We start from the raw sequence: 23,877 nt of genomic DNA on the forward strand, positions 1-23,877 counted from the left end.
GCATAATGCCCTCCTCATGTTTCATCACATGAAACTTGGTTACATAAATTATATGAGAAACAATCTCATCTGTAAACCAAAAAGCGCCAAATCACTACCGGATAAGGTGTAAATATTTTCTTTTTATAAGCCTAAATCCCCTGCAATCTGCACCATCAGGAAATGTTACCCATATATCTTTCGAACTATATAACAATTGCGTAACAAATGCCTCCAATCAATTGACTTTAACTATAGGGAAACATACGATAAAGATATATAAAGACAAGATTTTGCTGCACATGCTAGCAAGGATAAAAAGTCATTTTACCCGATCTGAACTCGTTGTTATCTTCAATTGATCTTAATAAGGAGGGGCAATCATGTTTCCGACATCCCAGAGCGAAGCCCCGCTGCAAACGAAAGTGTCCGATCTGCCTTCTTCGTTATCACCGAGGCTGATCCGGTTCAAACATATTATCGTAGCGTTGCTGCTCTCCGTTGTATTTTTTCTGCTCTTTTGTTTTATTGCACTACACGGCTATATCGCCTGGGTCTTATCCAATCCAACCGTAGCCCCTGTATTCTCCAACCCGATGCAGGCCAAGAATATGAAGTACGAAGACATCACGTTCCCGGCAGCAGACGGCAGCCGGACGATGCAGGGCTGGTACATTCCCGCAGACACCGAAGTCAACAAAACCATCATCTTCAGTCACGGATATGGTGCCAACCGGGAGGAAACCTGGGTACCGATGTATGACCTGGCTCATTACGCCCACCAGCTCGGTTTCAATGTAGTGATGTTTGATTACGGATTCGCCTCACAGGTGAACAAGGCGGTCGCCACGGGCGGCAAAGCCGAGTCCCAGCAATTGCTTGGTGCGATTCAGTTTGCCAAGCAGCGCGGTGCTCAGGAACTTGTCGTCTGGGGCTTCTCCATGGGCGCAGGTACCGCATTACAGACTGGTCTGTTGACGGAGAACGTGGATGCCATGATTCTCGACAGCACCTTCCTGCTGGAGCCGGATACGCTGTATCACAACATCCATAACCAGATCGATCTGCCGCGTCAACCGACCCTGCAGATCATGAATCTGTTATTCCCGGTTCTGAACGGCACCGGATTGCAGCAAATCCCGTATCAGGAAGTCAAAAAGAAAGACTATCCGTTCCCGATCTTCTTCATTCATGGTACGGAAGATGAGAAGGCTCCCTATCCAATCGCGGAGCTGCTCGCCGCCAACCAAACCAACACCTACTCGGAAGAATGGATTGTGCAGGATGCGCATCATGAGTTGATCTTCCGGGAACATCCGAAGGAATACCTTCGCCGTGTCTCTACGTTCCTGAGTCATGTGACGAAGACAAGCAGCGATGATGTGGAGAATACCAATACCGGAGAATAGTTACCTTCCGGTGATTCAAGAGCCCCCAGCGGGGCTCTTTTTTTTGTATACACATAGGACAACATGGCTGAAGAATATACTTTTGGGACGATTATAAATGGTTTGAGCCTGACATTCCCTTGATGGGCTAATTTCTAAAATTGTAGTTGAAGGAGGTCCACCGTATATGAATTGGTCAAAATATGGACCCTTGCTGCCTCTGCGTATTCTGGAGGAGATTCGATTCTGGAAAGAGCAGGAGAAAGAGCATACGCTCGTCATTCGGGCACTGGTTCCCGAACTTGAGCCCTCTTATGTAAAGCTGCTTGAGGAATGGGCGGCGACTTTTGAAAATAGTGAGAAAGTGGCCAATCAGCTGTTGAAACAGCTTTTGCCCGGAACCCACCCACCTGCCCCTTATATGATCCGCTGTGTGGAACAGCTTGTGGCCTCTGCACGTTCCCAATCGCGGGAGTTCATCAGACAGTTGTATGTGCTGCTCGAGCAAAGTGCTGCTGTGCAGGCTGTACCGCTTGCCAAGGCGGTCATTCTGCACTTTATCCGCGAATCGGAGTATTTCCTCGGCGTGCTGGATACGTTGAATCAGCCAGGTGTCATTCGGGATGCGGCAAATGAAGAGACCTTCTCGCTGGAACAGCATCTTCAATGGACAGGACGGTCCGAGGAAGAAACAGCGGAAGAGCCGGCTTCCGTAGCCGGTAAAGCCAATCCTTCATCGCCTCCATCACAGGCACAGTCTTCAGCCGTCCCTGTTCAATCGCCTTCTTCCGGCGCCACAGAGAGCATGACTTTACCGTCTGCGCCTCCTGTGAAAGAGAAGCCCGTCCCCATTGGAGGACACACCCTGCCGCCTCTTCCCTATGCATACAATGCACTCGAGCCGCATATTGACGAAATGACGATGCGCATTCATCATGACAAGCACCATCAATCCTATGTAGACGGACTTAATGTGGCCGAGAAGAAACTGGCTGAATCGCGGAAAAAGAATAACTTTGAACTCGTCAAACATTGGGAACGCGAACTGGCCTTCAACGGTGCAGGTCATTACCTGCATACCATCTTTTGGACGATCATGAATCCTAGGGGCGGCGGCAAACCTTCAGGCATGCTTGCGGAACAGATCAAACGGGATTTCGGCAGTTACGAGGCGTTCAAAAATCAGTTCACCGAAGCCGCCAACAAAGTGGAGGGCGGTGGCTGGGCCTTACTTGTCTGGAGCCCGCGGGCACATCGTTTGGAGATCTTACAGGCAGAGAAGCACCAGAACCTGTCCCAGTCCGACATCGTGCCGCTCCTGCCGCTGGATGTATGGGAGCATGCCTACTATCTGAAACATCAGAATGAGCGCAAGAAATATATTGAGGACTGGTGGAATGTGGTCTACTGGCCTGCTGTAGCCGAGCGTTACGAAACGGCGCGCAAGCTGTTATGGCCGCCTTACTAAATCGAGCTTGGAAAGATAAAAAAAGAGATATCTCCAGCCGAAAGATGGCCAGATATCTCTTTGATCTGCACAAAAAAAGCAAGCCCCTCTACTCAAGAAGACTTGCTTGTATTTGGAACGGTTACCGACGCGCTCTACTAGGAAGCACAGCCCTCGCATGCAACATAGTTGTCCCCAACCTGTTTGCTGATAGCGATCAGATCGCCCAGTTTGATATCTTCTTCGCCTGTGAACTCCAGGTCGGCAATCCGCGCAACGATCAGCGCTGCAGCCTCTTCCTTGCTTGTTGCCATTTGGCTGAATTCAGACTTTTCGCCTGAAGATACAACCTCATATTCGAATGTATATCTTAATGTTTCCATCTTGGCACTCTCCTTCCGAAATCACATCATATCATCTCTATTAACCAATTCCAAGTGTCCTCGCACGATACTAATCGTAGCGGAGCTTCATCTGTTCTGCCGTCTGCCTTACTGTCTCACGGTCCAGGGACAACACCCGTCCAGTTTCCGCCAGGGGATACCGATTACGAAGTGTACGAACCAGGGAAGCGGTATAAGCCGCGGCAGAAGGAACGCCTGCCAGCTCCTGCAGACTAGCCATCGTGCCTGGCCGGACATCGGGATAACCTTCCTTCAAATCGCCTGCTGCATCCTGATAAAACTTGCGTACATCCGCTGCCAGTTTATCCCCGTTCCCTTCCACAATGATAAAAGCTGTAATGATGTAAGCCTTCGCCTGTCTGCGCTGGGCAATTCCGCAAAATTTCAGTCCGCCGACACTGACATCATAATCCCCCGGACAAAATGCTCCTTCGATCTCTCCAGTCTGTGCTTTAGTCGACCACGGCGTTAACGACTCGGCAATAAGCGAGGCCATCTCGCGAAAATCATCGTGAATATTGATAGCCCGACCCGGATTAGGCAAAATCAAAGAAACGTTAACCACGCCCGGATGAAGAGGAACAGCAGCACCACCCGAGGGACGAACACAGACAGCTGTTCCCCGTCCTCTCATGCGTTCCATCGCCTCCACGGCCTCTGGCAGCCGTCGATCCCGCAGACCCGCTACAAAGGCATCTGGATGGCGCCAAATATGAGCTACCGGCAAATGGCCTTCGCCCACTCGGCGGCACATCACCTCTTCCCATGCAAATGCTTCTAGCACACTGCTTCCGTGCCGCAATAATGGCGTTTCCCAAATCTGTAAACGATGCAGCCCAGATGACGGATCGGAATGAATCGGTTGCACTGCTCCCGACTGCCCAGGTTGTTCTGAATTGAACGGTACACTCATATAAGATAGCCTCCGACTAACCGAATCTGAAACAGGATGAGTTCAAACTATCGTTGTCATTTGTATGTACGTCTCTTCTGCCATACATCTTTACTTACAATTATTATATCAGCATGCTGCATGATTCGTTTCAACTCATTGAATCTATTTAACATGCTCATATAAATAAGCCGGTTCCCAGGGAACACGGCTTATTGGTAACCATTTTCAATGATTGGACATCGCTTGTCCAGTTTGAATCTTAGTCCTTAACCAGTGACAGAAACTCGGCACGCTGTGCCGTATTGTCCCGGAAAGAGCCGCGGACCGCGGAGGTTACCGTTTTGCTGCCAGGCTTCTTCACGCCGCGGGAACACATGCACAAATGCTCACCTTCCACGACAACCATGACACCATGCGGTTCAACGGCCTCATTCAAAATGTCGGCAATCTGTGAAGTAATACGCTCCTGAACCTGCAGACGACGGGTAACTGCCTCCACCAAACGGGCCATCTTGCTCAAACCGACAATCTTGCCGCTGGGTACATAACCAATGTGTACTTTGCCGAAGAAGGGTGCCATGTGATGTTCACACTGGCTGTAGTAGACAATGTCCTTCACAATGACTAGCTCTTCATGATTCTCGTCAAACGTCACACCGAGTACATCGCGCGGGTCCACTTCATACCCGCCAAAAATCTCTTCATACATCCGGGTTACGCGTGCAGGCGTCTCAAGCAGCCCTTCCCGCGTGCTATCTTCTCCGATCAGCTTGAGGATCTGTTCCACATGGTACTCGATCTTCTCCCGATTGTCGGATACTTTTGAATTCAAATAATCTTTAACGCCAGCCACTGCCGAACGCCTCCTTTCGAACCCCTTGGTGTAAGCATTCTACACCACAGCATTATGCATAATTCGATTATGCAAATTGCTTGCTTACAACTATTATTTTCGGCGGCCCGAGTTTTTACGCGCAGGATGCTGCTGCGGCTGAGGCATCTTCGCGCCAGGCTGCTGGTTCTTCATCATCTGCTGGGCGCGCTGCATTTGCTTGCCATTCAGGTTATAACCCATTTGCTTCGCCATTTTCTGAAGCATATCGGGATCACTTTGCATTTTCTCGAGTTGTTTACGCAAGTAGTACACCCCGATGAAAAATCCCCCGACCAGACCTACAATCAATGTAATAATCGGTATTGCTATTTCCATCTCTTAGACACCTCTGTATGCAATCTAAAAAGCCTAATAATCCGTGTCAGCCCCTGATGTTCACTTGCCTGGTTGTACACGTGTCACGGACCGGATTTCCTGAAAATTATCATAGCATTTCCGCACGAATGGAGCAAACGGATTTTCCAGCTAATAGTTAAATTTGTGATGACAAAAACTTTAGCTCAACATCGATTATGCCTTTCAGGAAGATCCATGGACACCTAGGTCATTACAGTCTCGATGAAAACGGTTGTTTCCTTGGCAAGATCCACTTCGATAACATCCAGATCATAACGCGTGCTGCCGCGGGCAACCCGAATGACAGGCCTGCCCGGTAATCCCCGATGCTGCCGAACAATTACGCCAGTCTCTTTGGTGGACAGCCGGACAGCTGTTCCATTCGGATACACGGACACGCTCCGGTTAAATTCAATCAGAATTTCCCGATCCAGCTTCGTACCAGACATCGCCATCATCTCTTCACAAGCCTCATGCGGCAGCATGCTTCGGCCGGCTGAGCCGTTGATCAGATTGTCATATATATTGGCGGCGGCAACAATTTTGGCAAATAAATGAATGTCCTTGCCCATAATACCTCTTGGCAGACCTGTGCCGTCCATATGCTCGTGATGCTGAAGGGCGGTATGTGCCACCAAAAGACTGAATTCCCGTTTGGACTTGATCACTTCAAACCCCCGCCACGTATGGTGAAGAGAAGCATTGGCTGCAGATACGCTGCCCGGAGGCTCTCCAACTTTGCCGATATCATGAAGCAGTGCACCCACCGCCAGATCCTTCAGCTGATTGTAGTTCAAGCCCAAATTCAGCCCTATGACAGAGGACAGCAAGCATACATTCATGGCATGTACATACTGGGCGTTATCCTTAGTTCGAATATCCGTCAGTTGGACAAGCAGTTCCCGCCCGTTTAAAACATCGTTCAGCAGCTTGTCTATGCTAAGGGTAACCTTTTTCGGGCTCCAGTCCTTCCCGGAACGTACCGCTTCCAGCGTCACGCTCATTTCGTTGATAATGGCCCGCTTCGTGGCTTCATCCAGAATATCTTCTGTCTCCACATCTTTATACGTTTCATCCTGGATGTACAGCATGGTTACGCCAATACGCTTCAACGTATTAACCATAAATACGGTGAGCTGGACTCCCGCAGACAACAAGACTGTTCCATTGCCTGAATACACGGTTTTGCCCAGACACTCACCCGCCTCCACACTTTCCACGTTTACATACTTCATGAACGTCCCCCGCTCTTACGATTGCTGCTCCAATGCGAGCAATTGCTCCTTGGTTTGCAGACCGCCTACATAACCTACCAGGGTACCGTCTTTTCCGCTGATGCGGTGACAGGGAATAATAATCGGAATCGGATTTTTGCTAATGGCATCCAGAACTGCGCGAACAGCTTTGGGCCTTCCGATCGTTTCCGCAACCTGCTGGTGTGATGAGGCCTCTCCATAAGATATATCGGACAGGACTTGCCAGACTTGTAGCTGGAACGGTGTTCCAAGCAAATCCAGCTGTAATTCGAAGGATTTTCGTTCTCCGGCAAAATACTGCTGCAGCTGCTTGGCAGCTTCGCTCAGCTTCTCTTCATTTTTCTCATACCGATATTCGCCAATCCAGGTTCGGGCCCATTGCTGCAGGTGAGCCTCACGCACATGGAACGCTCCAAAATCAATATGACACAGGCCTTTATCCGTAGCACACAGAGTAAGTGTACCAATCGGTGTCAGCACTTCATCATAATATACCGGCGTGCCATGAAGTCCGGTGACGGCTGAAGGCTTCCACGCAGCGGCCTCCTGTTTTTTCGGTTGCCCGGGCGGATTGAAATTCGTATCAGCCGGTTCATTCTTCTGTTCTTCTTGCTGCTTGTCACTTACTAGCCCAACCTGGGGCTTATCGGGTAAGGACCCGGACGAACGGAGTCGCTCCTTGGCCTTCTGCAGCATACTTAGCACGTTCCCATCTTGTTCGTTAGCGGCAGCTTCCCCAATTGCTCTCATTGCGTCTTCTCCTCCAATTCTGCTCAGCGCCCAGGCTGCGGTTCCCCGCAGCTCAGGACGCGGATCACGCTTCAGTACCTCCGTCAGCTTCGGCACAGCGCTTTTGTCTTTGAAATTACCAAGTGCGATGACCGCGTTGCGTTGAATCGGCTTCTTGCCCCGCCAGGCGGCGGAGCTCTGACCGAATCGTTCCTTGAACTCACGGTTGCCGATATCCAGCAGCGGCAGCAGCAGCGGCTTCACAATCTCCGGATCGGGCTGCAGGTCGGGATGGTGATCCCAGTTTTTGCCCCGATTCTTCGGACAGACGATCTGACATGTATCACAACCGTACAGACGGTTGCCTATTTTTAACATAAACTCTTCATCCACGAACCCTTTCGTCTGGGTTACAAAAGAAATACACCGCTGAGCATTCAATTGCCCCGGACCCACCAAAGCTCCAGTCGGACAGGCATCAATGCATTTCGTACATTCTCCGCAATCTTCCGTCACCGGTGTATCCGGCTGAAAGGGAATGTTCGTCACCAGTTCACCAAGATAGATCCATGACCCAAACTTGGGTGAAATGATGGAACAGTTTTTGGCGCTGAAACCAATGCCAGCCCGCTGGGAGACTGCACGGTCAACAAGTGCACCTGTATCCACCATGCTCTCAATCATGGCCTCTGGTACCCGTTCACGTATAAAGTTCACCAGCTTGTCCATCGCTTCGCGCAGCACATGGTGATAATCCCGCCCCCATGCCGAACGGGCCAAAATGCCACGATACGCGCCAGGCTCCGACTTCGGTGGATTGATCATCTTCGATGGATATGCCACAGCTATCGCAATGAGTGAGGCCGGCTCGCCTTCCTTCAAAGCAGGACGCACCCTTTTCTCAATATCCGGCTCTTCAAATCCAGACTCATAACCGTTAGCCCGATGCTGCTCCAGCAGTGATTTTAATGACACAAAGGGCTCTGCTGAAGCAAAACCGACATCATCAATGCCCAGTCCGGGAGCAGCTGCCTTGATCTCCTGTTTCAACTGTTCCCACACAGAACCAGCCTGAGCCGCCCCGGTCTGTACGCTCGTCATGTTCTCTTCCCTCTCTTCTTCTCCACTCTTATTTACTAAACAGTGAACGCCCGCCTCACTCGGGAGGACAGGCGTTTATATCGATATACGATCCGCGTATACCCTATTTAAATGGATAAGGGGCAATATATTTGACGCAAAATGCAGTCCAAAGTTTCCTCATCCCAACATTTTACAGTTTCTTGATTTCAGAAAACGGCCAGAAAATAAACTCGGCTCTCCCAACAATCTCACTGGACGTGATACTCCCAAATACACGACTGTCCTTGCTTTTGCCTTCATGACGGTTATCCCCCATCACAAAATAATGATCGTCCTCAAGCGTGATCGGTCCAAAATCAGGGTCCTGCACCTCGGTATCCGTATACGTCTCTGCCTGCTGTTCTCCATTCACGTACAAATGGTGATCACGAACTTCAACCGTATCCCCCGGAAGTCCAACAATTCTTTTGACCAAAAAATCCTTTTTCTCCACACCCTCACTGGGGTCCCGCAGCACAATGACATCAAACCGGGATGGTTTTCCAAAGTCATATACAATCTTGTTCACAAACAAACGGTCACGCTCGACCAGTGTCGGCTGCATGGACTGACCCTTGACCATCGACAGATTAAACACAAACAGATTGAGCAGCATCATAATCACAAAAGCAATAACGATGGTCTTCACCCAGTCCCACAGCTCTGCTGCCCAGGACTTGCCCGGCTGTTCAGACCCTGTCTTATCGCTGCGGTCTTCGACATTCATATGCTCTGTAGAAGGTATATTGGAGTTCAAAAGGGACACCTCGTTTATCAATTTTGTTCCAAATAAGGCGAAAATACTCCCTCTAAGTCTATCTCATTTGCGAGAGTGAAACAATTGGTTATGAAGACCAATACCTGAGTCATAATTGGCAGAGTACCATCATACAAATAGAAAGGCATATCCCCACGTGGTTACGTTGAAAGGATATGCCTAATATAAAATGAAAATCTGTTTTATTTCTTTTTTTAATCATTCAAACCTAAGCTTTGGACAAAATACTAAGCTTCTGAAAAGCACTTAATATCCGATTGGCACCGTAACCCATAGCTTCATACAGAGGCATGGCTGCTTTGTTGTGCTCATCACCCGCGACCCATATTTGGCTGACTTTCCGTTGCTGGAAACGTTGCTCCATGGCCTCGACAAGTTTTTTACCGACTCCACGGCGACGATAGTCTGGATGGACCGCAATACGGTAGATGCATCCCTGGTTGTGATCAATCGTACCGATCAAGGCGCCGACGAGGTCTCCCTCTTCTTCCGCAACCATAATCAGGTCAGAATCCCATGACAATTGACGGGCAAACGGGCCCATCGTGTTCTCATAACACTCTTCCGATAGTGCAACCTGGAGAAGCTCCGTCATCTGGCTTGCATCACTCAACTGAAAGGAACGAACGTGCATGTCTTAAATCTCCCTTTTCGTTAGCTTAGATGAGGTTTTACAAAAAGGGGAACCCCTTTTTACCAAAAACCCAATGTTCGAATAATGACAAAAAACGAGAAAATACCGCTTCTCCGTCAATTAAACCATACTTTCCGCCATAAAACACGCATTTTCTTTTGAAAGCGCTTAATTGTAACCGTTTACATCCGAATATTAATCTTTTTGCCTATTAATTCACTGGAAACCACATAAATATATTCATAATGGGTAAAATATGTTTGTTATCTCGAGTCATGCATTTGATCAACGCCTCAGGGGACTTAATAAACAAAAATGTTGCTTAATTAGCCCGAATGCGGTTTAATATTAGTGGCAAGGGTATTATTACATATGTACCTGGGCAATTTGCATAAATCCAAATGAGCGACTTCCAATCAGCAAGATATAGATCGAAATGATTCTATTTGTCTCCATCTTGTACCCGGGAGCGGTTTGAAACGAATTATGCAAAATGCTGACTTAAAAATTTAAAATCTCAGGAGGTATTTTCACTATGGCTTTTCAATTACCGGCACTTCCTTACGCTAACGACGCACTGGAACCACATATCGATGCACAAACGATGGAAATCCACCACGATCGCCATCACAATACTTATGTAACTAACCTTAACGCAGCTCTGGAAAGCGCTCCTGAACTGCAAGAAAAAAGCTTGGAAGATCTGATTGCTAACCTTGACAGCGTACCAGAAAGCATCCGCACAGCGGTTCGCAACAATGGTGGTGGGCATGCTAACCACAGCCTGTTCTGGGAAATCATCGGACCTAACGGTGGCGGCGCTCCTACTGGCGAGATCGCTGCTGCAATTGACAGCGAACTGGGCGGCTTTGACAAATTCAAAGAAGACTTTGCAAAAGCAGCTACAACTCGTTTCGGTTCCGGTTGGGCTTGGCTCGTTGTTGGTAAAGACGGCAAACTGTCCATCACCAGCACACCTAACCAAGACAGCCCGCTCTTCGAAGGTCTGACTCCGGTTCTGGGTCTGGACGTATGGGAGCACGCTTACTACCTGAAATATCAAAACAAACGCCCTGACTACATTGGCGCTTTCTGGAATGTAATCAACTGGGATGAAGTAAACAAACGTTACGCAGCAGCGAAATAAGACTGCCTGCCTATAAGAAGAGCCTGATTCAGTCATTGCGACTGAATCAGGCTCTTCTGTTTTGTGGTTTGCTTTTATAGTTTACGATCTATATATTTCTTGTTGTAGTTGAGGCAAGTTAAGTTAAGTTAAGTTAAGTTAAGTGAAGCAATCATTCACTCACTTCATCATAGGCGCCAGCAAAATAACTGCTGAGCAGCTTCAGAAAGACATTAGGAAATGCCAGCTTCTCCATATCCTTGGGCCCAATCCAGCGATAGATGAGCCCGTCCCCCTTGCCCGTCTGAGTCAGGGCAGAGTTAATGGATGCTTCGGCAGCTTCCGGAAGCATTTCCCCGTCCAGATCCGATGCTGAACGAGCAGCATCAAGCACGGAAGCAGCCATCTCCTTGGTTGCCGCCTGTACCTCGTAGGCGGCTCTGGCTTCCGCAGCGATCAGCGGAAGCTCGTCACTGCCCTGGTCCTGCTCGGTGCACTTGTACACCTGCAGGTTCCATACAATGTGGCTGAACACATGCTCCGCATGAGTAGCCAGCCCCTCCGGGCGGGCGGCGAAGCCCTCCGCCCACAGACTGCCGGCCAGCAATGCCATGGCCGGCTCATCGGCCAGCGGCCCCGCCACCTTGCCGGCTGCGGCGGGCGCCGCCAGCACATGCGGCAGCTCCCACATGCGGGCTAACAAGCCCGTCGCTGGGCGCTGGCGCACAAGCACTTGGCCGCGATGCTTGCCGCGGCCCTCCACCAGGGCGACCAGCCGCTGCTCAGGGCGCGGCGGCTTCGCCTTGGTCTTGACCGGCAGCGTAAGCTCCCGTCCGGCGATGCGTCCGGAACATTGCTCCATGACCGGGCAAGTCAGGCAGTGCGGCGCTTTTGGCGTGCACACCAGCGCACCAAGTTCCATCAGCGCCTGATTGAAATCACGCGCCCGCCCTTCCGGAATGAGCTCCCCTGCGAGCTCTTCCATCAACACCCGGGTGCTGCCCTTCATAATGTCCTCATCAATGAGGAAGTATCGGGACAGTACCCGCATGACATTGCCATCTACCGCAGGCTGCGGCTGGTTGAAGGCAATGCTGAGAATGGCCCCGGCTGTGTACGGGCCCACTCCTTTTAACGCAAATACCGCCTGTTTGTCCTGCGGCATTTCTCCCCCATGCAGCTCCATTACCTGTCTAGCAGCCGCCTGAAGATTGCGTGCACGGGAATAATAGCCCAGGCCCTCCCAGTTTTTCAATACATCCTCTTCCGGCGCTTCAGCCAATGCCTGAACTGCCGGGAAATTGGCGATAAAACGGTTAAAGTACGGTATAACTGTATCCACCCGAGTCTGCTGAAGCATAATTTCCGATACCCACGTAAAATAGGGATTATGATGACGACGCCAAGGCAAGTCCCGTCTATTGATCATGTACCAATCCAGCAAATTTACACTGAAATGTTGCTTTTGTTCCATTAAACCCATATTTCCGTCCTCTCCTGTTACCTACCTATTCATGAAACTCCCGTCTTCCGGTCTACTTGTCCGTCTTCTCCACAATGGCAAACGCCGCTGCAAGCTCTGTCTGATGCGTAATGCTGAGATGAATGTCATACTGTTGATCATACGGTAATTGAAGCCGTTCCCATGCCTGGCTCGACAACGTGGCAACCGGACGGCCCTTTTCGTCAGGCAGCACTTCGATGTCCGTAAAACTCATAACACTACCGATGCCGCAGCCAAATGCCTTGGATACGGCTTCTTTTGCTGCAAACCGGCCAGACACAAATTCAGTTATCCTTCTCCCTCGTTCAGCTGCCAGTTTCCGCTCAGCCGGAGTCAAAATTCGATTCAAAAATGCTTCGGCATGACGACCGGACAGCAGCTTGTGCATGCGTCCAATCTCCAGCACATCGTTTCCAATTCCATATATCATTAACGATTCACCCGCTTAATCTTTTATGCTGTATTGAATCTTTAATTGTCTCTATGATCCGCTGCTAATCCGAACACGTATTCTATTGTAGCAGGAGGTGCATCCAGAAGCGAGTACCTCGCCGACATTACCATTTATGTTAAAATAAGAATCCGGAGCACATCTTGTATGAATGCCGTTTATAATACAGCAAAAAGAGTCGCTGCCTGACGCAGTGACTCTTTTTCGTTCACATATTTAACCATTCATCATGTAAATTTAGCAACCACATTTTAGATGCCTGGGATGGCATTACGTTTGTGGTGAGTGCGTGTATAGAAAGCTTCAAGACGTTCCTGCGCAGCAGGGTTAATTTGCTTGCCTTCCAGATAGTCACTGTTATCGTCATAGGAAATGCCCAGTTCCTTCTCATCTGTTTGGCCTTCCCATAATCCTGCCGATGGTGCTTTGTCCAAAATCTCCTGTGGCACACCTAAATAAGCAGCAAGCTGACGAACCTGACGTTTGTTCAGGCTGCTCAGCGGTGTAATGTCAACGGCTCCATCGCCCCACTTCGTGTAAAAGCCAGTGATTGCTTCAGATGCATGATCCGTGCCCACTACCAAGAGGTTTTCTTCAAAAGAAAGGGCATATTGCATTACCATGCGTGTTCTTGCTTTGACGTTCCCTTTACCCTGCGGAGTCATATGACGGGGGCTGCCCATCGATTTGAAGCCCTGTTCCACTTCCAGTGCGATCTCGTTAACCGCATCTTCAATGTTGGTTTCCACCACATGTTTCAGGTCGAACGCTTTTGCTACTGCATAGCTGTGATCAATATCGGATTGTTCACCGTATGGCTGGAACACACCCAGTGTTTTGTATTCCTGGTTATTCTCGGCCGTAAGCTCGTCTGTTGCCTTTTTACACAGCGCTGCAGCTACCGCACTATCAATTCCGCCACTGATGGCAATGAGCAGTCCCTTGGTGCCCGAGTTTTTCACATACGATTTCAGAAAGTCAACGCGTTTGCGGACTTCCTCTTCTTCATTAATGCTTGGCTTAACCTTCAACTCAGCGATGATCTGTTGTTGCAAACTCATCGTTCAACACACCCCGTTTCTAATAATAATGAAATTTGATGTCCAGCTTGAAAGGTCCGAATGGTTCAATAACCTTATTTTTTCAAAATGAAACGCCCCGGCATCGGTCATCCGAAGGGCGGGGCGCTTTTTGAGCTGCTTAACGGCAGTAACGGTCAAACGCATTGGTGAGCTCAGCCGCGATTTCCTCCGCAGAACGATCTTCCACTTGGTGACGCTCGATAAAGTGAACGAGTTCACCGTCTTTCATCAGAGCGATGGAAGGTGAAGATGGAGGATACGGTGCAAAATACTCGCGCGCTTTTGCTGTAGCTTCTTTGTCCTGTCCGGCAAATACCGTGTACAGGTGATCCGGTGTAATATCGTGCTGAAGTGCTTGGGATACACCTGGACGACATTGCCCTGCTGCGCATCCACACACCGAGTTAATGACAACCAGTGCTGTACCTTTTGCATCCGGCAGACTTGCCTCAACTTCCTCAGGGGTACGCAATTCCTGAATACCCAGACGAGTCAGCTCATCCCGCATCGGTTGAACCATATCTTTCATGTATTGATCAAATGACATCGACATTTGTTTCACTCCTTATGAATGGTTGTTCTATTATTTCGGGGAAAATGTAAAGACCTGGGTAATCCGCATTCATCATCGCTACCAGCATACAAAACATGGATTTTGATGATGTTGCTATCCCTATTATACATCCCCAAGCAATGAAAGCAAGGATGAGACACCGCCTGCGGTAAGGCTTCTTTCATAATAGTATGTCTTGTACCCTGGCAAAATATGCTGAACGCTTATCGCGGAAACGAAACTTTGAAGGTCGTTCCCTCACCTTCTTGTGACTCTACCGTAATAGTTCCGTTGTGCCGTTCCACAATGCTGCGACACATGGATAAGCCCAGCCCGGTTCCTTTGGCCTTGGTCGTATAAAAAGGTTCGAACAATTTCTCCTGCTTCAAACGAGGTATGCCCAAACCCGTATCGTGCACACATAGCTCTACCTTATCATCCACCATCCGCGTTTCAAGCGTCAGCACCCCTTTCTCCGGCATGGCTTCCATACCGTTGCGAGCCAGATTGAGCACCACCTGCTTGATTTCTTTCGAATTCAGGTGCAGCTTCGGCACATTATGGTCCAGCATGAGCTCAATGCTCTGTCCACGCAGATTCGCATCCGCCCATAACAAGGGGCTCAGTTCATGGATAATGTCATGCAGCTGGGACTCCTCTTTCTCTGAGATTCGGTTCTGGGCGAGGGAGAGAAAATCATTGATGATGCTGTTTGCCCGGTCGAGCTCCTCCAGTACGATGCGATAATAGTGATCCAGCGACTGCGGACTCTTCTCTTGCATCAATTGAAGAAAACCACGTACAACGGCCATCGGATTTCGCACTTCGTGGGTTATGCTAGCAGCCATTTGCCCCACCAGGCTAAGACGATCCACATTGTCCAGTTCGCTTCGCAGCATTTCCAGCTCAGTAATATCCTGAATAATCAGCATCGCTCCCGTGACCTCTCTTGTCTGGTCGAGTGAAAGCGAGTAGATCGGCACGGTCCGCGATTGAAACACATAGGAGCCGTAGCGTACGGTCATGCCGTTGATCTCCCCATGGACAACAGCCCTGCGGATACTGTTCTCCAGCTTGTCTGCCTGACCTTGTTCGACAAACTGGCTGGCAGGAAGACCGATCAGATTGGAAGTGGTCGTACAAGGCAATTGATTTCTTGCCGTTTGTTCCATCGTATCATTAACAAACTGCACCGTCCCTTCAGGGTCCACCGTAGCAATGGATAGCGGAACTGCGTTCAGGATCTGATGAAGTTTTTCCGTCTCGGTTATGTATCTGTGGTGGACTTCAGACAAATGTTGTTCAAGCCCCTGATGATGATGCATATGCTCAATCCAGAGCATACTAAAACTGCCTGCGAAGATTGCACCGATCGTGTATCCCAGTGTGAGGGTAATCCATTGAAATAAGGAGAGTGCGGTACCATCATCCAATAAGGGAATGCATAGCAGACCGGAAAGCATCAATTCCGCTGTAATCAGTGAGATGACGACTGTTGTTTTGCGTGAACGCGTATAATGCTTGAATCGACTGGCCGACAACCATACAATAGGATAGAGAAGAATGCCAGTTTGAAGGAGAAATTCGTACATGTTGTAGGGGTGCGCTAAGAGAAAATAGAATAGCACATGGAGAAGGGTAAGCGTAAGGCCTATGACGGGCCTGCAGTACAGTATGACGAGCGTAAGCGGTACAATCCCTAAAGATATGGGAACATCCACAGGACCTGCATAATGGACAAACAGCAAACAAAGCAGCATGCTCGCCGCACTGGTCAATGCTAGGCTGGTGAGCATTACGCCATTACGTTCAACCTTGGCAGCTGCCTGTCTACTGAGCCCCAGATAAAATAAGGGAATCAGGAATACCGCAGAACCTGCAAGCAGTACCTGTAAAAGAATGTCCTTCAATGCAACCACCATGCCATCTCCCTCCTCGCCCGCACATTCCCTCATGTATTTCTGATTAAAACATAGGCGACAGTATATTACAATATATCCCTTGAGACCGCATAATAGAACAGTTGCTTCATCATAAATGGTCAAAAATATGGACCATTTAAGCCATAATCCTGCATATTTCGATTTTATGTACAACATATAGAGAAGCACTATCCTGGGTATCTATATATGGTTTATTTAGTCCCATTTGTCAGGGTTGGATGTAGAATAATTAAACAGACAAAATCAATAAAAAAAGAGGGTAATAAAATATGTATGATGTCATTGTAATTGGTGGCGGTTCCGCAGGATTGATGGCCTGTGTTGCTGCTGCCGAGCATGGAGCCTCTGTGCTTCTGCTGGATAAAGGAGATCAACTCGGCCGCAAACTCGGGATTTCCGGTGGTGGTCGCTGCAATGTGACCAATGCCAAAGAAACGGATGAATTGATTAGGCATATTCCCGGTAATGGGCGTTTCTTATATAGCTCCTTTCAAAACCTGGACAATCAGGGCATCATGCGTTTTTTTGAAAACCTGGGAATTGCCCTGAAAGAAGAAGATAACGGAAGAATGTTCCCTGTTACAGATAAAGCCAAAACGGTGGTTGATGCTCTGGTAGGCAAGGTGGTTTCCCTTGGTGTGGAGATTCGAACCAAAGAGCCCGTGAAACAGCTCATTCATAATGGGCAGCACGTTCAGGGTGTTAAACTCGCTTCGGGGAAAACCGTTATGGCGCATGCGGTCATTATAGCTACCGGAGGCAAATCCGTACCTCAAACCGGCTCAACTGGGGATGGTTATCCTTGGGCTGAATCAGCCGGGCATACGATTACGGAACTGTACCCGACGGAGGTACCTATTGTTTCCGGTGAGAGCTGGATCCAATCCAGAGAACTGCAGGGGTTGTCTTTGCGGGATGTGGGGTTATCCGTACTGGACGCCAAAGGCAAAACCGTGATTTCGCATCGTGGCGACATGATCTTCACGCATTTCGGTGTATCCGGGCCCATTGCGCTGCGCTGCAGCCAGTTCATTCGCAAGGTACAGATGAAATCAGGCAACTCGCAGGTCATGATGAGTATTGATCTGTTTCCTGACCTGTCACCAGCTGCACTGGAAACAAAGGTTCAGCAGGTGCTGGAACAGGAGTCACGCAAGGCGGTTAAGAATATTTTGAAAACATGGGTGCCTGAACGCATGATTCCATTATTGATGAAACGTGCCGAGATTAGCGAAGATCTGACGTTCCACCATTTTCCCAAAGGCATGCTCAGCACGCTGTGCGGACTAATGAAGGCTTTTACCTTCCGCGTGGATGGGACACGTTCTCTCAAAGAAGCTTTCGTCACTGGCGGAGGTGTGCACTTAAAGGAAATATACCCAAAAACAATGGAATCCAAGCTGCTGCATGGTCTATTCTTTTGCGGAGAGGTTTTGGACATTCATGGTTACACGGGAGGATATAACATCACGGCTGCATTCTCTACCGGATACACGGCTGGCATGCACGCGGCTGAGTACAAAAATGACAGTATATAGCGTCCGCACCGGACCATAATCAGCAAAAAACCTCGAATCCACGTGATATGGAACTCGAGGTTTTTCTTCTTCTTGATTACGCTTTGACACTGCCGGAAAATCCATCGACTGAATCATCAAATGTGGGGTCATCATCCCGATTATGCAATCCCTGTTGGAGCCCACCACCCTGGTTTCCGTTCGCATAACCTTCCTGCCAGTCCTCATTCACAATATGAGCCGGTATGGATATATCCTGAAATTGATCCAGCCCGTCTGTTTCCGACAGGAATACGGCGCTACCTCCGTGTGACTGTACAATCTCCACCGCGGACTGTGTGTCCTGGCGATCGGTCGGAATGTAGAGTTCCAGCGGCCCGGATTGATACGGCTTATATCCGAGCTCCTTCAGCGTGTCTTCGGCAGCAAGCAATGCTGAAGCGTCTGAAAAATGTACCTGCAGTTCACTATCATCCATCATTCGTTCTCTTCCTCCTCGCTACAGCTGATCCCTGGCTTTCTTATCCATGAGATCTATCTTCTATAGCATGGTCAGTTATGAGAAACGATATGCGATAACTTCTGAAAGGAAATACTTCAAGCCGAACGGGTCAATCGAATCCAGCCCCCCACATATAGACAAAAGAGTCCGAAGACCACAACAGCTGCCGCAACAACGACACTTGCCAACCAGCCGAGCCAGGTTATTCCCAATGCAAGACCCATGAGCATGCCCAGCGGGATAAACAGCATCCGAACCATCATCAACCCTGCACGGTGCAAAGCTGTCGGGTCATAGGATACGAGCTGAACATATTCCGAAGTCGCAAAAATATCCCATGAACGGAAGAACAGCAAGGTCAGCATTACGATCAATAAGCCGCAAACAATAACATTGACGGGAAAAGGGGGTAGCATTACGGCTACCGTGGAGAGACTACCGAGCTGTAAATACAATTTCATCGTGGATGAATCTCGAAAGAAGGCCTTGAAAGCTGTTTCGGCTGTCCGATTGGAGATGGAACGATTACGCAGCAGTCTGCGCCGTTTTCGGAAAATCAACGTTCGTGTTTGAGGCGCCTTTGGCTTGGAAACAGACCGACTTAGCATAAGTGCTGTCAGTTTCAATCTGCCACGTAAATCCTCTCGTACATCCCCTTCAAATGTCCCTTTCATTACTAACCTCATTTGAGCCAAAGTTACAAGCAGAAGGATTGCGGCAAAGATTCCCGCAAGCTGTCTCCAGATATCCCCGTGCATCCAGGTCGTTGCATGAATTGTAAACAGCCCCATAGCAATTGCGGCAGAGGTTAATTGAATCCAGCGTCTCCATCCGGTATATCGAACCTTGACTATGTGCAGCGCCATAGCTTGTAATGAAGCAACCACGCCGAACCAGAGCGCAATGAGCACCATATTGGTGAGCGACATACCGTAAACACGTGACAACAGGGGAGCGATCAAGGCCGTAATCACAATCATTTTGCCCAGATGCTGTATACAAGCCCGGATAATCCCCTGCTTCATCAAAGTCCGCATCCATAACGGTCTCGATTTCAAAAACAGTACATCCGCTTCCTCCACAAAGATCAGTACACCGCCTGAAAGCATAACGATGTCAATCAGACCTGTCAGCATAGGCAAAGATAGTTCAGTCGCCCATGTTGGCAGCGATTTGGTCCATAAACTCAAATACCACCCGCTGAGATACAGCAGTCCTGGAACGAGCAGATACACCCATACTGTCCAGTCAACCGCCAGTTTCAAATTCTTCAACTGCTCGTTAAAATGTTCTCTGCTCCTGCGTCTATATAAACCAAGTGGCGTATATCTATCGGCCTTTCCCATGTTCTCTCTCCTCTCCGATCAGGATGTCAATATATCAAAACAGTCGAATAAGGATGCATTGGGCAGTTCGGCCACAGCACGGATCTCTTCCAGTGTCCCTTCAGCGGCGGATCTGCCGGCGGCAATCAATATAAATCGGTCACAGATTCGTTCCGCCGTATCGAGCACATGCGTGGACATTAATACACCCGCCCCGTGCCGGCGTTCATCATCGAGCAGCTGCAGAAAATCCTTGGTTGCCCGCGGATCCAGTCCAATAAACGGCTCGTCTACAATATAGACATCAGGTGAGGCTAGAAATCCGATCATCAGCATCATTTTCTGACGCATGCCTTTGGAAAAACTGGCCGGAAGATCATCGCGCACATGATCCATGCCGAAACGAACCAGTAACTCCTCCGCTCTCGCGACAAAGTCCTCTTCCTCCATTTCATACGCGGCTGCGGCCAGATCAAGATGTTCCCATAGCGTCATATATTCGTAAAAGACCGGTTGCTCAGGGATATAGGCATATCTGCCCTTTCCACCGATTTCAATCTCATACTCGGCGTGCTCCAGCAAGCCAAGCATTGTTTTGATGGTCGTGCTTTTGCCCGCACCATTCGGACCAATAATCCCCACCAGTTCACCTGGGTACACCTGGATTCGGATGCTTTGTATCGTCGAATGACCGGATTCATATCCAGCCTCTGTTATATGTACGTCCAATATGGACTGCTTCAATGCGGTATCCTCGTTTTCCATTTCCATATTTTTCACTCCCTGTCCGATCAGGTCACTTGTTTTGGTTTGTTTCATTTATTGTAATCGAGTTGCTGGCTGAATGGTTTGATCAATTTAAGCATTTCTATCGAATTATAGATAAGTTTTTATGGGAACATTTAGAAAGGTAAAAAAATATCTATAACTACACACAAAAAAGCAGGGGTTCCGAAGCCCCTGCTTTTTATAATTAGAGTGAAATCTCATGATTTCCCCCTTCGGATTAGTAAAAATTAAGGGAATTTTTGCCTGCTCCTCATTAATTATTCTCCTGCAGTTACCGCTTCAGTCACCAGCTTTCCATCGATCTTACTCTGTTTGCGTTTCAATACATAAATCAATCCGAGCAGTGTCAGCAAAATGCCAGAGCATACAAAAGCCGGGATAACACCAAAAGAGGAGACCAGAAAACCACCGACAACCGGGCCCATAATATTGCTTGCTGTCATGACGCTGCCTACAGTCCCAAACACACGTCCTGTCATCGCTTCAGGAGTCCGTTCCTGCAGCAGAATCTGGAAGGGTACCACAGCGAACCCAATTCCGATCCCCGCTAGAGCAAACAGTGACACCAGCAGCAGATTAGCAGCCAGACCAGCATGCGGCCAAAATCCGACAACCATTCCTGCTACGCCAATAACGAGCCCCGTTACCGACGTACCGAGCCCCATTTTGAGCACATGTCCTGCTCTTTTCCATTTCCGCACACTCATCGCAGCGATTAACGTCCCAACACCACTGGCTGCAACGCACCATCCCAGTAAATCACTTGAAATCCCGGGAAGCTGCCTGAACAGGACAACCGTCTGGGAGTCCGCAAATTGCAGAAACAGAATGGCAGATGCAAGCAGAACGAGAGTAGTGCCTACCTGTGGAAGAGAAGCAAGCATACGAATGCCTTCCAATGTATCGTTTAAAAATGTACCATTTTGGCGGGTCTCAATATCCCCTTCTGAATCATCCTTACCTTCTTGTACGATCTGTGTGGCCGATTGGATCATCCGCGAGCCAGGAATCCACAGCAGAATAATACCCGAAAGCAGGAACGAGACTGAATCCAGAACAAAACACCAGGTGATCCCAAAGGCCGCTACCAGCAGCCCTCCAAGCGCAGGGCCGATAATTTTGGACATCTGTTCGATAACCGAACTAATGGAAACAGCTTGAGCCAGCTGGCCATGCGGCACGATCTCCTTCAGCTTCCCGTTCTTCGCGGGTGAGAATACAACGTCGAACAAGGATTTGAGAATCAGCAGCACATACACATGCCAGATCTGATCGGCAAAAATAAACCCGGCTACAATAACAATTCGTGCGCCGTCCGCAACAATCATCAACCATTTTCGGTTTAGCCGATCCGCCAGCGCACCTGCAAAAGGACCCGTAAGCAGTACAGGTAAAGCCGCACAAAGTGTTGTAAATGTAATTTCCCATGGCGTTGCATTCCAACGGATGCCAACCAACGTCAAAATGGCCAACAGATGCAACCAATCGCCCAGATTGGAGACGGCCTGTGCCACCATCAGTGTTACAAAAGGACGGTTATTCTTCAATTCATGTTGTCCCTTTATTGTCATTTCCATTTTGCTTCTCCTCCACCCTTACCGGAATATTGATATGTATTTAATTATAGAAGGCAGTACTTGTCCCAACCTCCTTCCAGAGACGGAGAGGAGGCCGTATCTGAAGGATGATATTTCCAGGACAGGCTGCCTGGGCCGGAGGCAAATGATTAAATTTTAAATGCTAAAAATGCAAATCTTGTGACATATCGCATGTTTTTCGTGGAAACAGAGGCTTACAATAAGGACATGGCGACATTCTGAATCGTCAAACGTAACCCTACTCATTTCAACTTATATCACTAATCTGAAAAGGCGGGATCAGCATGCTGGAATTACAAGAAATCGGAACCGAACGTTCACTTCATCTGTACCGCACCTTGGCCAAAACATTCAAGAGCGTGAATGAACACGCTGTATCCGGTAGCAAAGTGCATGGCTTCAACCCAACAGCATACGGAGTATTGGAAGTACTGTATATCAAGGGAGCACAGCCGATTCAACAGGTAGGCGCACAGCTTCTGCTGCAGAGTGGGAATGTGACCTATGTCATTGATAAGCTGGAACAAAAAGGACTTTTACATCGCAAACACTGTCCACAGGACAGACGGATTATATTTGTGGAACTGACAGAGGAAGGCCACCGAACCATGGATGATATCTACCCTGGGTATGCACACAAGATTGATCGTGCAGTCAGTGATCTGAGCGAGGGGGACAAAACGTTGCTGTCTGAGTTGTTGGAAAGGCTCGCGCATAGCGCAGACCGTTTATCTGCGAATGGTTGAAGGACACCTTGATGAATATGGAAAGTAAAATAACCGGTTCGCCATCCTGCGGCGCAACCGGTTATTCCTGTTGAATCAACTATATAGAATCCACATCAATACCGCGAGGGCTGCAATGACAAGTCCTCCTGCAATCAGCAAATGTACAATGTATCTGGACATGCTGGACTCACTGTGGCCTTCAATCTCCCTAAGCGTCTCTTCGTACTTATGCCTGGCTTCATCTTCCTTGGCCGAATTCAGATTATTGGGAAACAAAATCCCCACCTCCTTCACCAATTGATATCCTATATTTTAACATCATATCCTGTATTATTCTCTTCCGTGCTTCCGGGGCTTGAATATCCATCCTAGACTGGTTTGCCACACCAAAAAGACAAACGTAGTGGTCAGTACATATAAATACGGACCGAAATACTGAAAAGCACTCATCTTATATACAAATATCGAAAATACAAGTCCACATCCCACACCCAGCAGAAAATAAGAAACGATCACATCCATCGCCCTTATCTCCAGTCCCCTCTTCTTTCTTGCAGCAAGCAAACCGTCTACGAACAAGGAGAACGGCATAATCAGGAATAGAATTGTGGCTGCGTTAATAAGCAGGCTTATGACCGATGTATACCACAATGGATAGTAATATGTATCTTCAACCCGGTCCGCCAATTTTACATATCTTGAGATTCCAACATACAGGGAAATGGATATTCCGCTCAGCATCGCTGCGAGTATTTTAATGGGAAATGGAACGAACCAAACAGATCGAGTCCATGGCTTATTCAATATACCGGCCCCCCATCTATAGAAATGAGTATTTTAAATAAATTCATTAATACATAATAACTTCTTGTAATTATATCAAATTCATTTCTGGA

Annotated in this window: 24 protein-coding genes; 5 read left to right on the forward strand and 19 right to left on the reverse strand. The window is 48.5% G+C overall.

Annotated features, from left to right (window positions below; all coding sequences use genetic code 11):
* The first annotated feature begins 362 nt into the window (after window positions 1–362).
* The gene (locus HP552_RS10310) at window positions 363–1,388 is read left to right on the forward strand and encodes an alpha/beta hydrolase (RefSeq protein WP_095293205.1); all 1,026 of its coding nucleotides are present in this window, start codon (window positions 363–365) and stop codon (window positions 1,386–1,388) included.
* Between the two features lie 166 nt (window positions 1,389–1,554).
* Window positions 1,555–2,835: a Fe-Mn family superoxide dismutase gene (locus HP552_RS10315; protein ID WP_175395434.1), complete on the forward strand. Its 1,281-nt coding sequence runs from the start codon at window positions 1,555–1,557 to the stop codon at window positions 2,833–2,835.
* Window positions 2,836–2,972: 137 nt separating this feature from the next.
* Here HP552_RS10315 and HP552_RS10320 read toward each other — a convergent pair whose 3' ends face one another.
* The 8 genes from HP552_RS10320 to HP552_RS10355 form a co-directional block, all read right to left on the reverse strand.
* Window positions 2,973–3,197 carry a hypothetical protein gene (locus HP552_RS10320; protein ID WP_095293207.1) on the reverse strand — a complete coding sequence of 75 codons (225 nt, stop codon included), beginning with the start codon at window positions 3,195–3,197 and terminating at the stop codon, window positions 2,973–2,975.
* Between the two features lie 70 nt (window positions 3,198–3,267).
* Window positions 3,268–4,131 (reverse strand): lipoate--protein ligase family protein, encoded by an 864-nt coding sequence (locus HP552_RS10325; protein WP_217506376.1) that lies wholly within the window; start codon window positions 4,129–4,131, stop codon window positions 3,268–3,270.
* A gap of 241 nt (window positions 4,132–4,372) precedes the next feature.
* The gene (gene folE, locus HP552_RS10330; protein WP_095293209.1) at window positions 4,373–4,966 is read right to left on the reverse strand and encodes a GTP cyclohydrolase I FolE; all 594 of its coding nucleotides are present in this window, start codon (window positions 4,964–4,966) and stop codon (window positions 4,373–4,375) included.
* 93 nt (window positions 4,967–5,059) lie between these two features.
* Entirely contained in the window at window positions 5,060–5,323 is a 264-nt protein-coding gene (locus HP552_RS10335) for a YneF family protein (protein ID WP_076290490.1), read from the reverse strand.
* Between the two features lie 224 nt (window positions 5,324–5,547).
* Window positions 5,548–6,579: an HD-GYP domain-containing protein gene (locus HP552_RS10340; protein WP_175395435.1), complete on the reverse strand. Its 1,032-nt coding sequence runs from the start codon at window positions 6,577–6,579 to the stop codon at window positions 5,548–5,550.
* Window positions 6,580–6,594: 15 nt separating this feature from the next.
* The gene (gene queG / locus HP552_RS10345) at window positions 6,595–8,430 is read right to left on the reverse strand and encodes a tRNA epoxyqueuosine(34) reductase QueG (RefSeq protein ID WP_175395436.1); all 1,836 of its coding nucleotides are present in this window, start codon (window positions 8,428–8,430) and stop codon (window positions 6,595–6,597) included.
* A 172-nt stretch (window positions 8,431–8,602) separates the two neighbouring features.
* On the reverse strand, window positions 8,603–9,178 hold the full coding sequence (gene lepB / locus HP552_RS10350; RefSeq protein WP_175395480.1) for a signal peptidase I: 576 nt from the start codon (window positions 9,176–9,178) through the stop codon (window positions 8,603–8,605).
* 259 nt (window positions 9,179–9,437) lie between these two features.
* Entirely contained in the window at window positions 9,438–9,863 is a 426-nt protein-coding gene (locus tag HP552_RS10355; RefSeq protein WP_175395437.1) for a GNAT family N-acetyltransferase, read from the reverse strand.
* A 535-nt stretch (window positions 9,864–10,398) separates the two neighbouring features.
* On the opposite strand from HP552_RS10355, the gene HP552_RS10360 reads away from it, so the two are divergent.
* On the forward strand, window positions 10,399–11,010 hold the full coding sequence (locus tag HP552_RS10360) for a superoxide dismutase (RefSeq protein ID WP_175395438.1): 612 nt from the start codon (window positions 10,399–10,401) through the stop codon (window positions 11,008–11,010).
* 151 nt (window positions 11,011–11,161) lie between these two features.
* On the opposite strand, the gene mutY is transcribed toward HP552_RS10360, so the two are convergent.
* From mutY to HP552_RS10385, 5 genes are all read right to left on the reverse strand, one after another.
* A complete protein-coding gene (mutY, locus tag HP552_RS10365; protein ID WP_175395439.1) occupies window positions 11,162–12,472 on the reverse strand; it encodes an A/G-specific adenine glycosylase in 1,311 nt (436 codons plus the stop codon).
* Between the two features lie 52 nt (window positions 12,473–12,524).
* Window positions 12,525–12,923 (reverse strand): holo-ACP synthase, encoded by a 399-nt coding sequence (acpS, locus tag HP552_RS10370; protein ID WP_175395440.1) that lies wholly within the window; start codon window positions 12,921–12,923, stop codon window positions 12,525–12,527.
* Between the two features lie 272 nt (window positions 12,924–13,195).
* Window positions 13,196–14,005 carry an NAD(+) synthase gene (gene nadE, locus HP552_RS10375; RefSeq protein ID WP_175395441.1) on the reverse strand — a complete coding sequence of 270 codons (810 nt, stop codon included), beginning with the start codon at window positions 14,003–14,005 and terminating at the stop codon, window positions 13,196–13,198.
* 139 nt (window positions 14,006–14,144) lie between these two features.
* Window positions 14,145–14,579: a BrxA/BrxB family bacilliredoxin gene (locus tag HP552_RS10380; RefSeq protein WP_175395442.1), complete on the reverse strand. Its 435-nt coding sequence runs from the start codon at window positions 14,577–14,579 to the stop codon at window positions 14,145–14,147.
* A gap of 224 nt (window positions 14,580–14,803) precedes the next feature.
* A complete protein-coding gene (locus HP552_RS10385; RefSeq protein WP_175395443.1) occupies window positions 14,804–16,501 on the reverse strand; it encodes a two-component system sensor histidine kinase NtrB in 1,698 nt (565 codons plus the stop codon).
* A 290-nt stretch (window positions 16,502–16,791) separates the two neighbouring features.
* On the opposite strand from HP552_RS10385, the gene HP552_RS10390 reads away from it, so the two are divergent.
* Window positions 16,792–18,060 carry a BaiN/RdsA family NAD(P)/FAD-dependent oxidoreductase gene (locus HP552_RS10390; RefSeq protein ID WP_175395444.1) on the forward strand — a complete coding sequence of 423 codons (1,269 nt, stop codon included), beginning with the start codon at window positions 16,792–16,794 and terminating at the stop codon, window positions 18,058–18,060.
* A 76-nt stretch (window positions 18,061–18,136) separates the two neighbouring features.
* Here the strand turns inward: HP552_RS10390 and HP552_RS10395 are convergent, their stop codons facing one another.
* From HP552_RS10395 to HP552_RS10410, 4 genes are all read right to left on the reverse strand, one after another.
* Window positions 18,137–18,520: a hypothetical protein gene (locus HP552_RS10395; RefSeq protein ID WP_175395445.1), complete on the reverse strand. Its 384-nt coding sequence runs from the start codon at window positions 18,518–18,520 to the stop codon at window positions 18,137–18,139.
* Window positions 18,521–18,636: 116 nt separating this feature from the next.
* A complete protein-coding gene (locus tag HP552_RS10400; RefSeq protein WP_175395446.1) occupies window positions 18,637–19,887 on the reverse strand; it encodes an ABC transporter permease in 1,251 nt (416 codons plus the stop codon).
* Between the two features lie 18 nt (window positions 19,888–19,905).
* On the reverse strand, window positions 19,906–20,637 hold the full coding sequence (locus HP552_RS10405; protein WP_175395447.1) for an ABC transporter ATP-binding protein: 732 nt from the start codon (window positions 20,635–20,637) through the stop codon (window positions 19,906–19,908).
* 275 nt (window positions 20,638–20,912) lie between these two features.
* A complete protein-coding gene (locus HP552_RS10410; protein ID WP_175395448.1) occupies window positions 20,913–22,232 on the reverse strand; it encodes an MFS transporter in 1,320 nt (439 codons plus the stop codon).
* Between the two features lie 305 nt (window positions 22,233–22,537).
* Between HP552_RS10410 and HP552_RS10415 the strand changes: the two genes are divergently transcribed.
* Entirely contained in the window at window positions 22,538–22,999 is a 462-nt protein-coding gene (locus HP552_RS10415) for a MarR family winged helix-turn-helix transcriptional regulator (RefSeq protein WP_175395449.1), read from the forward strand.
* A 75-nt stretch (window positions 23,000–23,074) separates the two neighbouring features.
* On the opposite strand, the gene HP552_RS10420 is transcribed toward HP552_RS10415, so the two are convergent.
* Window positions 23,075–23,257 carry a hypothetical protein gene (locus tag HP552_RS10420; RefSeq protein WP_175395450.1) on the reverse strand — a complete coding sequence of 61 codons (183 nt, stop codon included), beginning with the start codon at window positions 23,255–23,257 and terminating at the stop codon, window positions 23,075–23,077.
* A 54-nt stretch (window positions 23,258–23,311) separates the two neighbouring features.
* Window positions 23,312–23,785 (reverse strand): hypothetical protein, encoded by a 474-nt coding sequence (locus HP552_RS10425; RefSeq protein WP_175395451.1) that lies wholly within the window; start codon window positions 23,783–23,785, stop codon window positions 23,312–23,314.
* Window positions 23,786–23,877: the final 92 nt, after the last annotated feature.

The organism is Paenibacillus xylanilyticus (assembly GCF_013359935.1).
Classification (GTDB): Bacteria; Bacillota; Bacilli; order Paenibacillales; family Paenibacillaceae; genus Paenibacillus; species Paenibacillus xylanilyticus.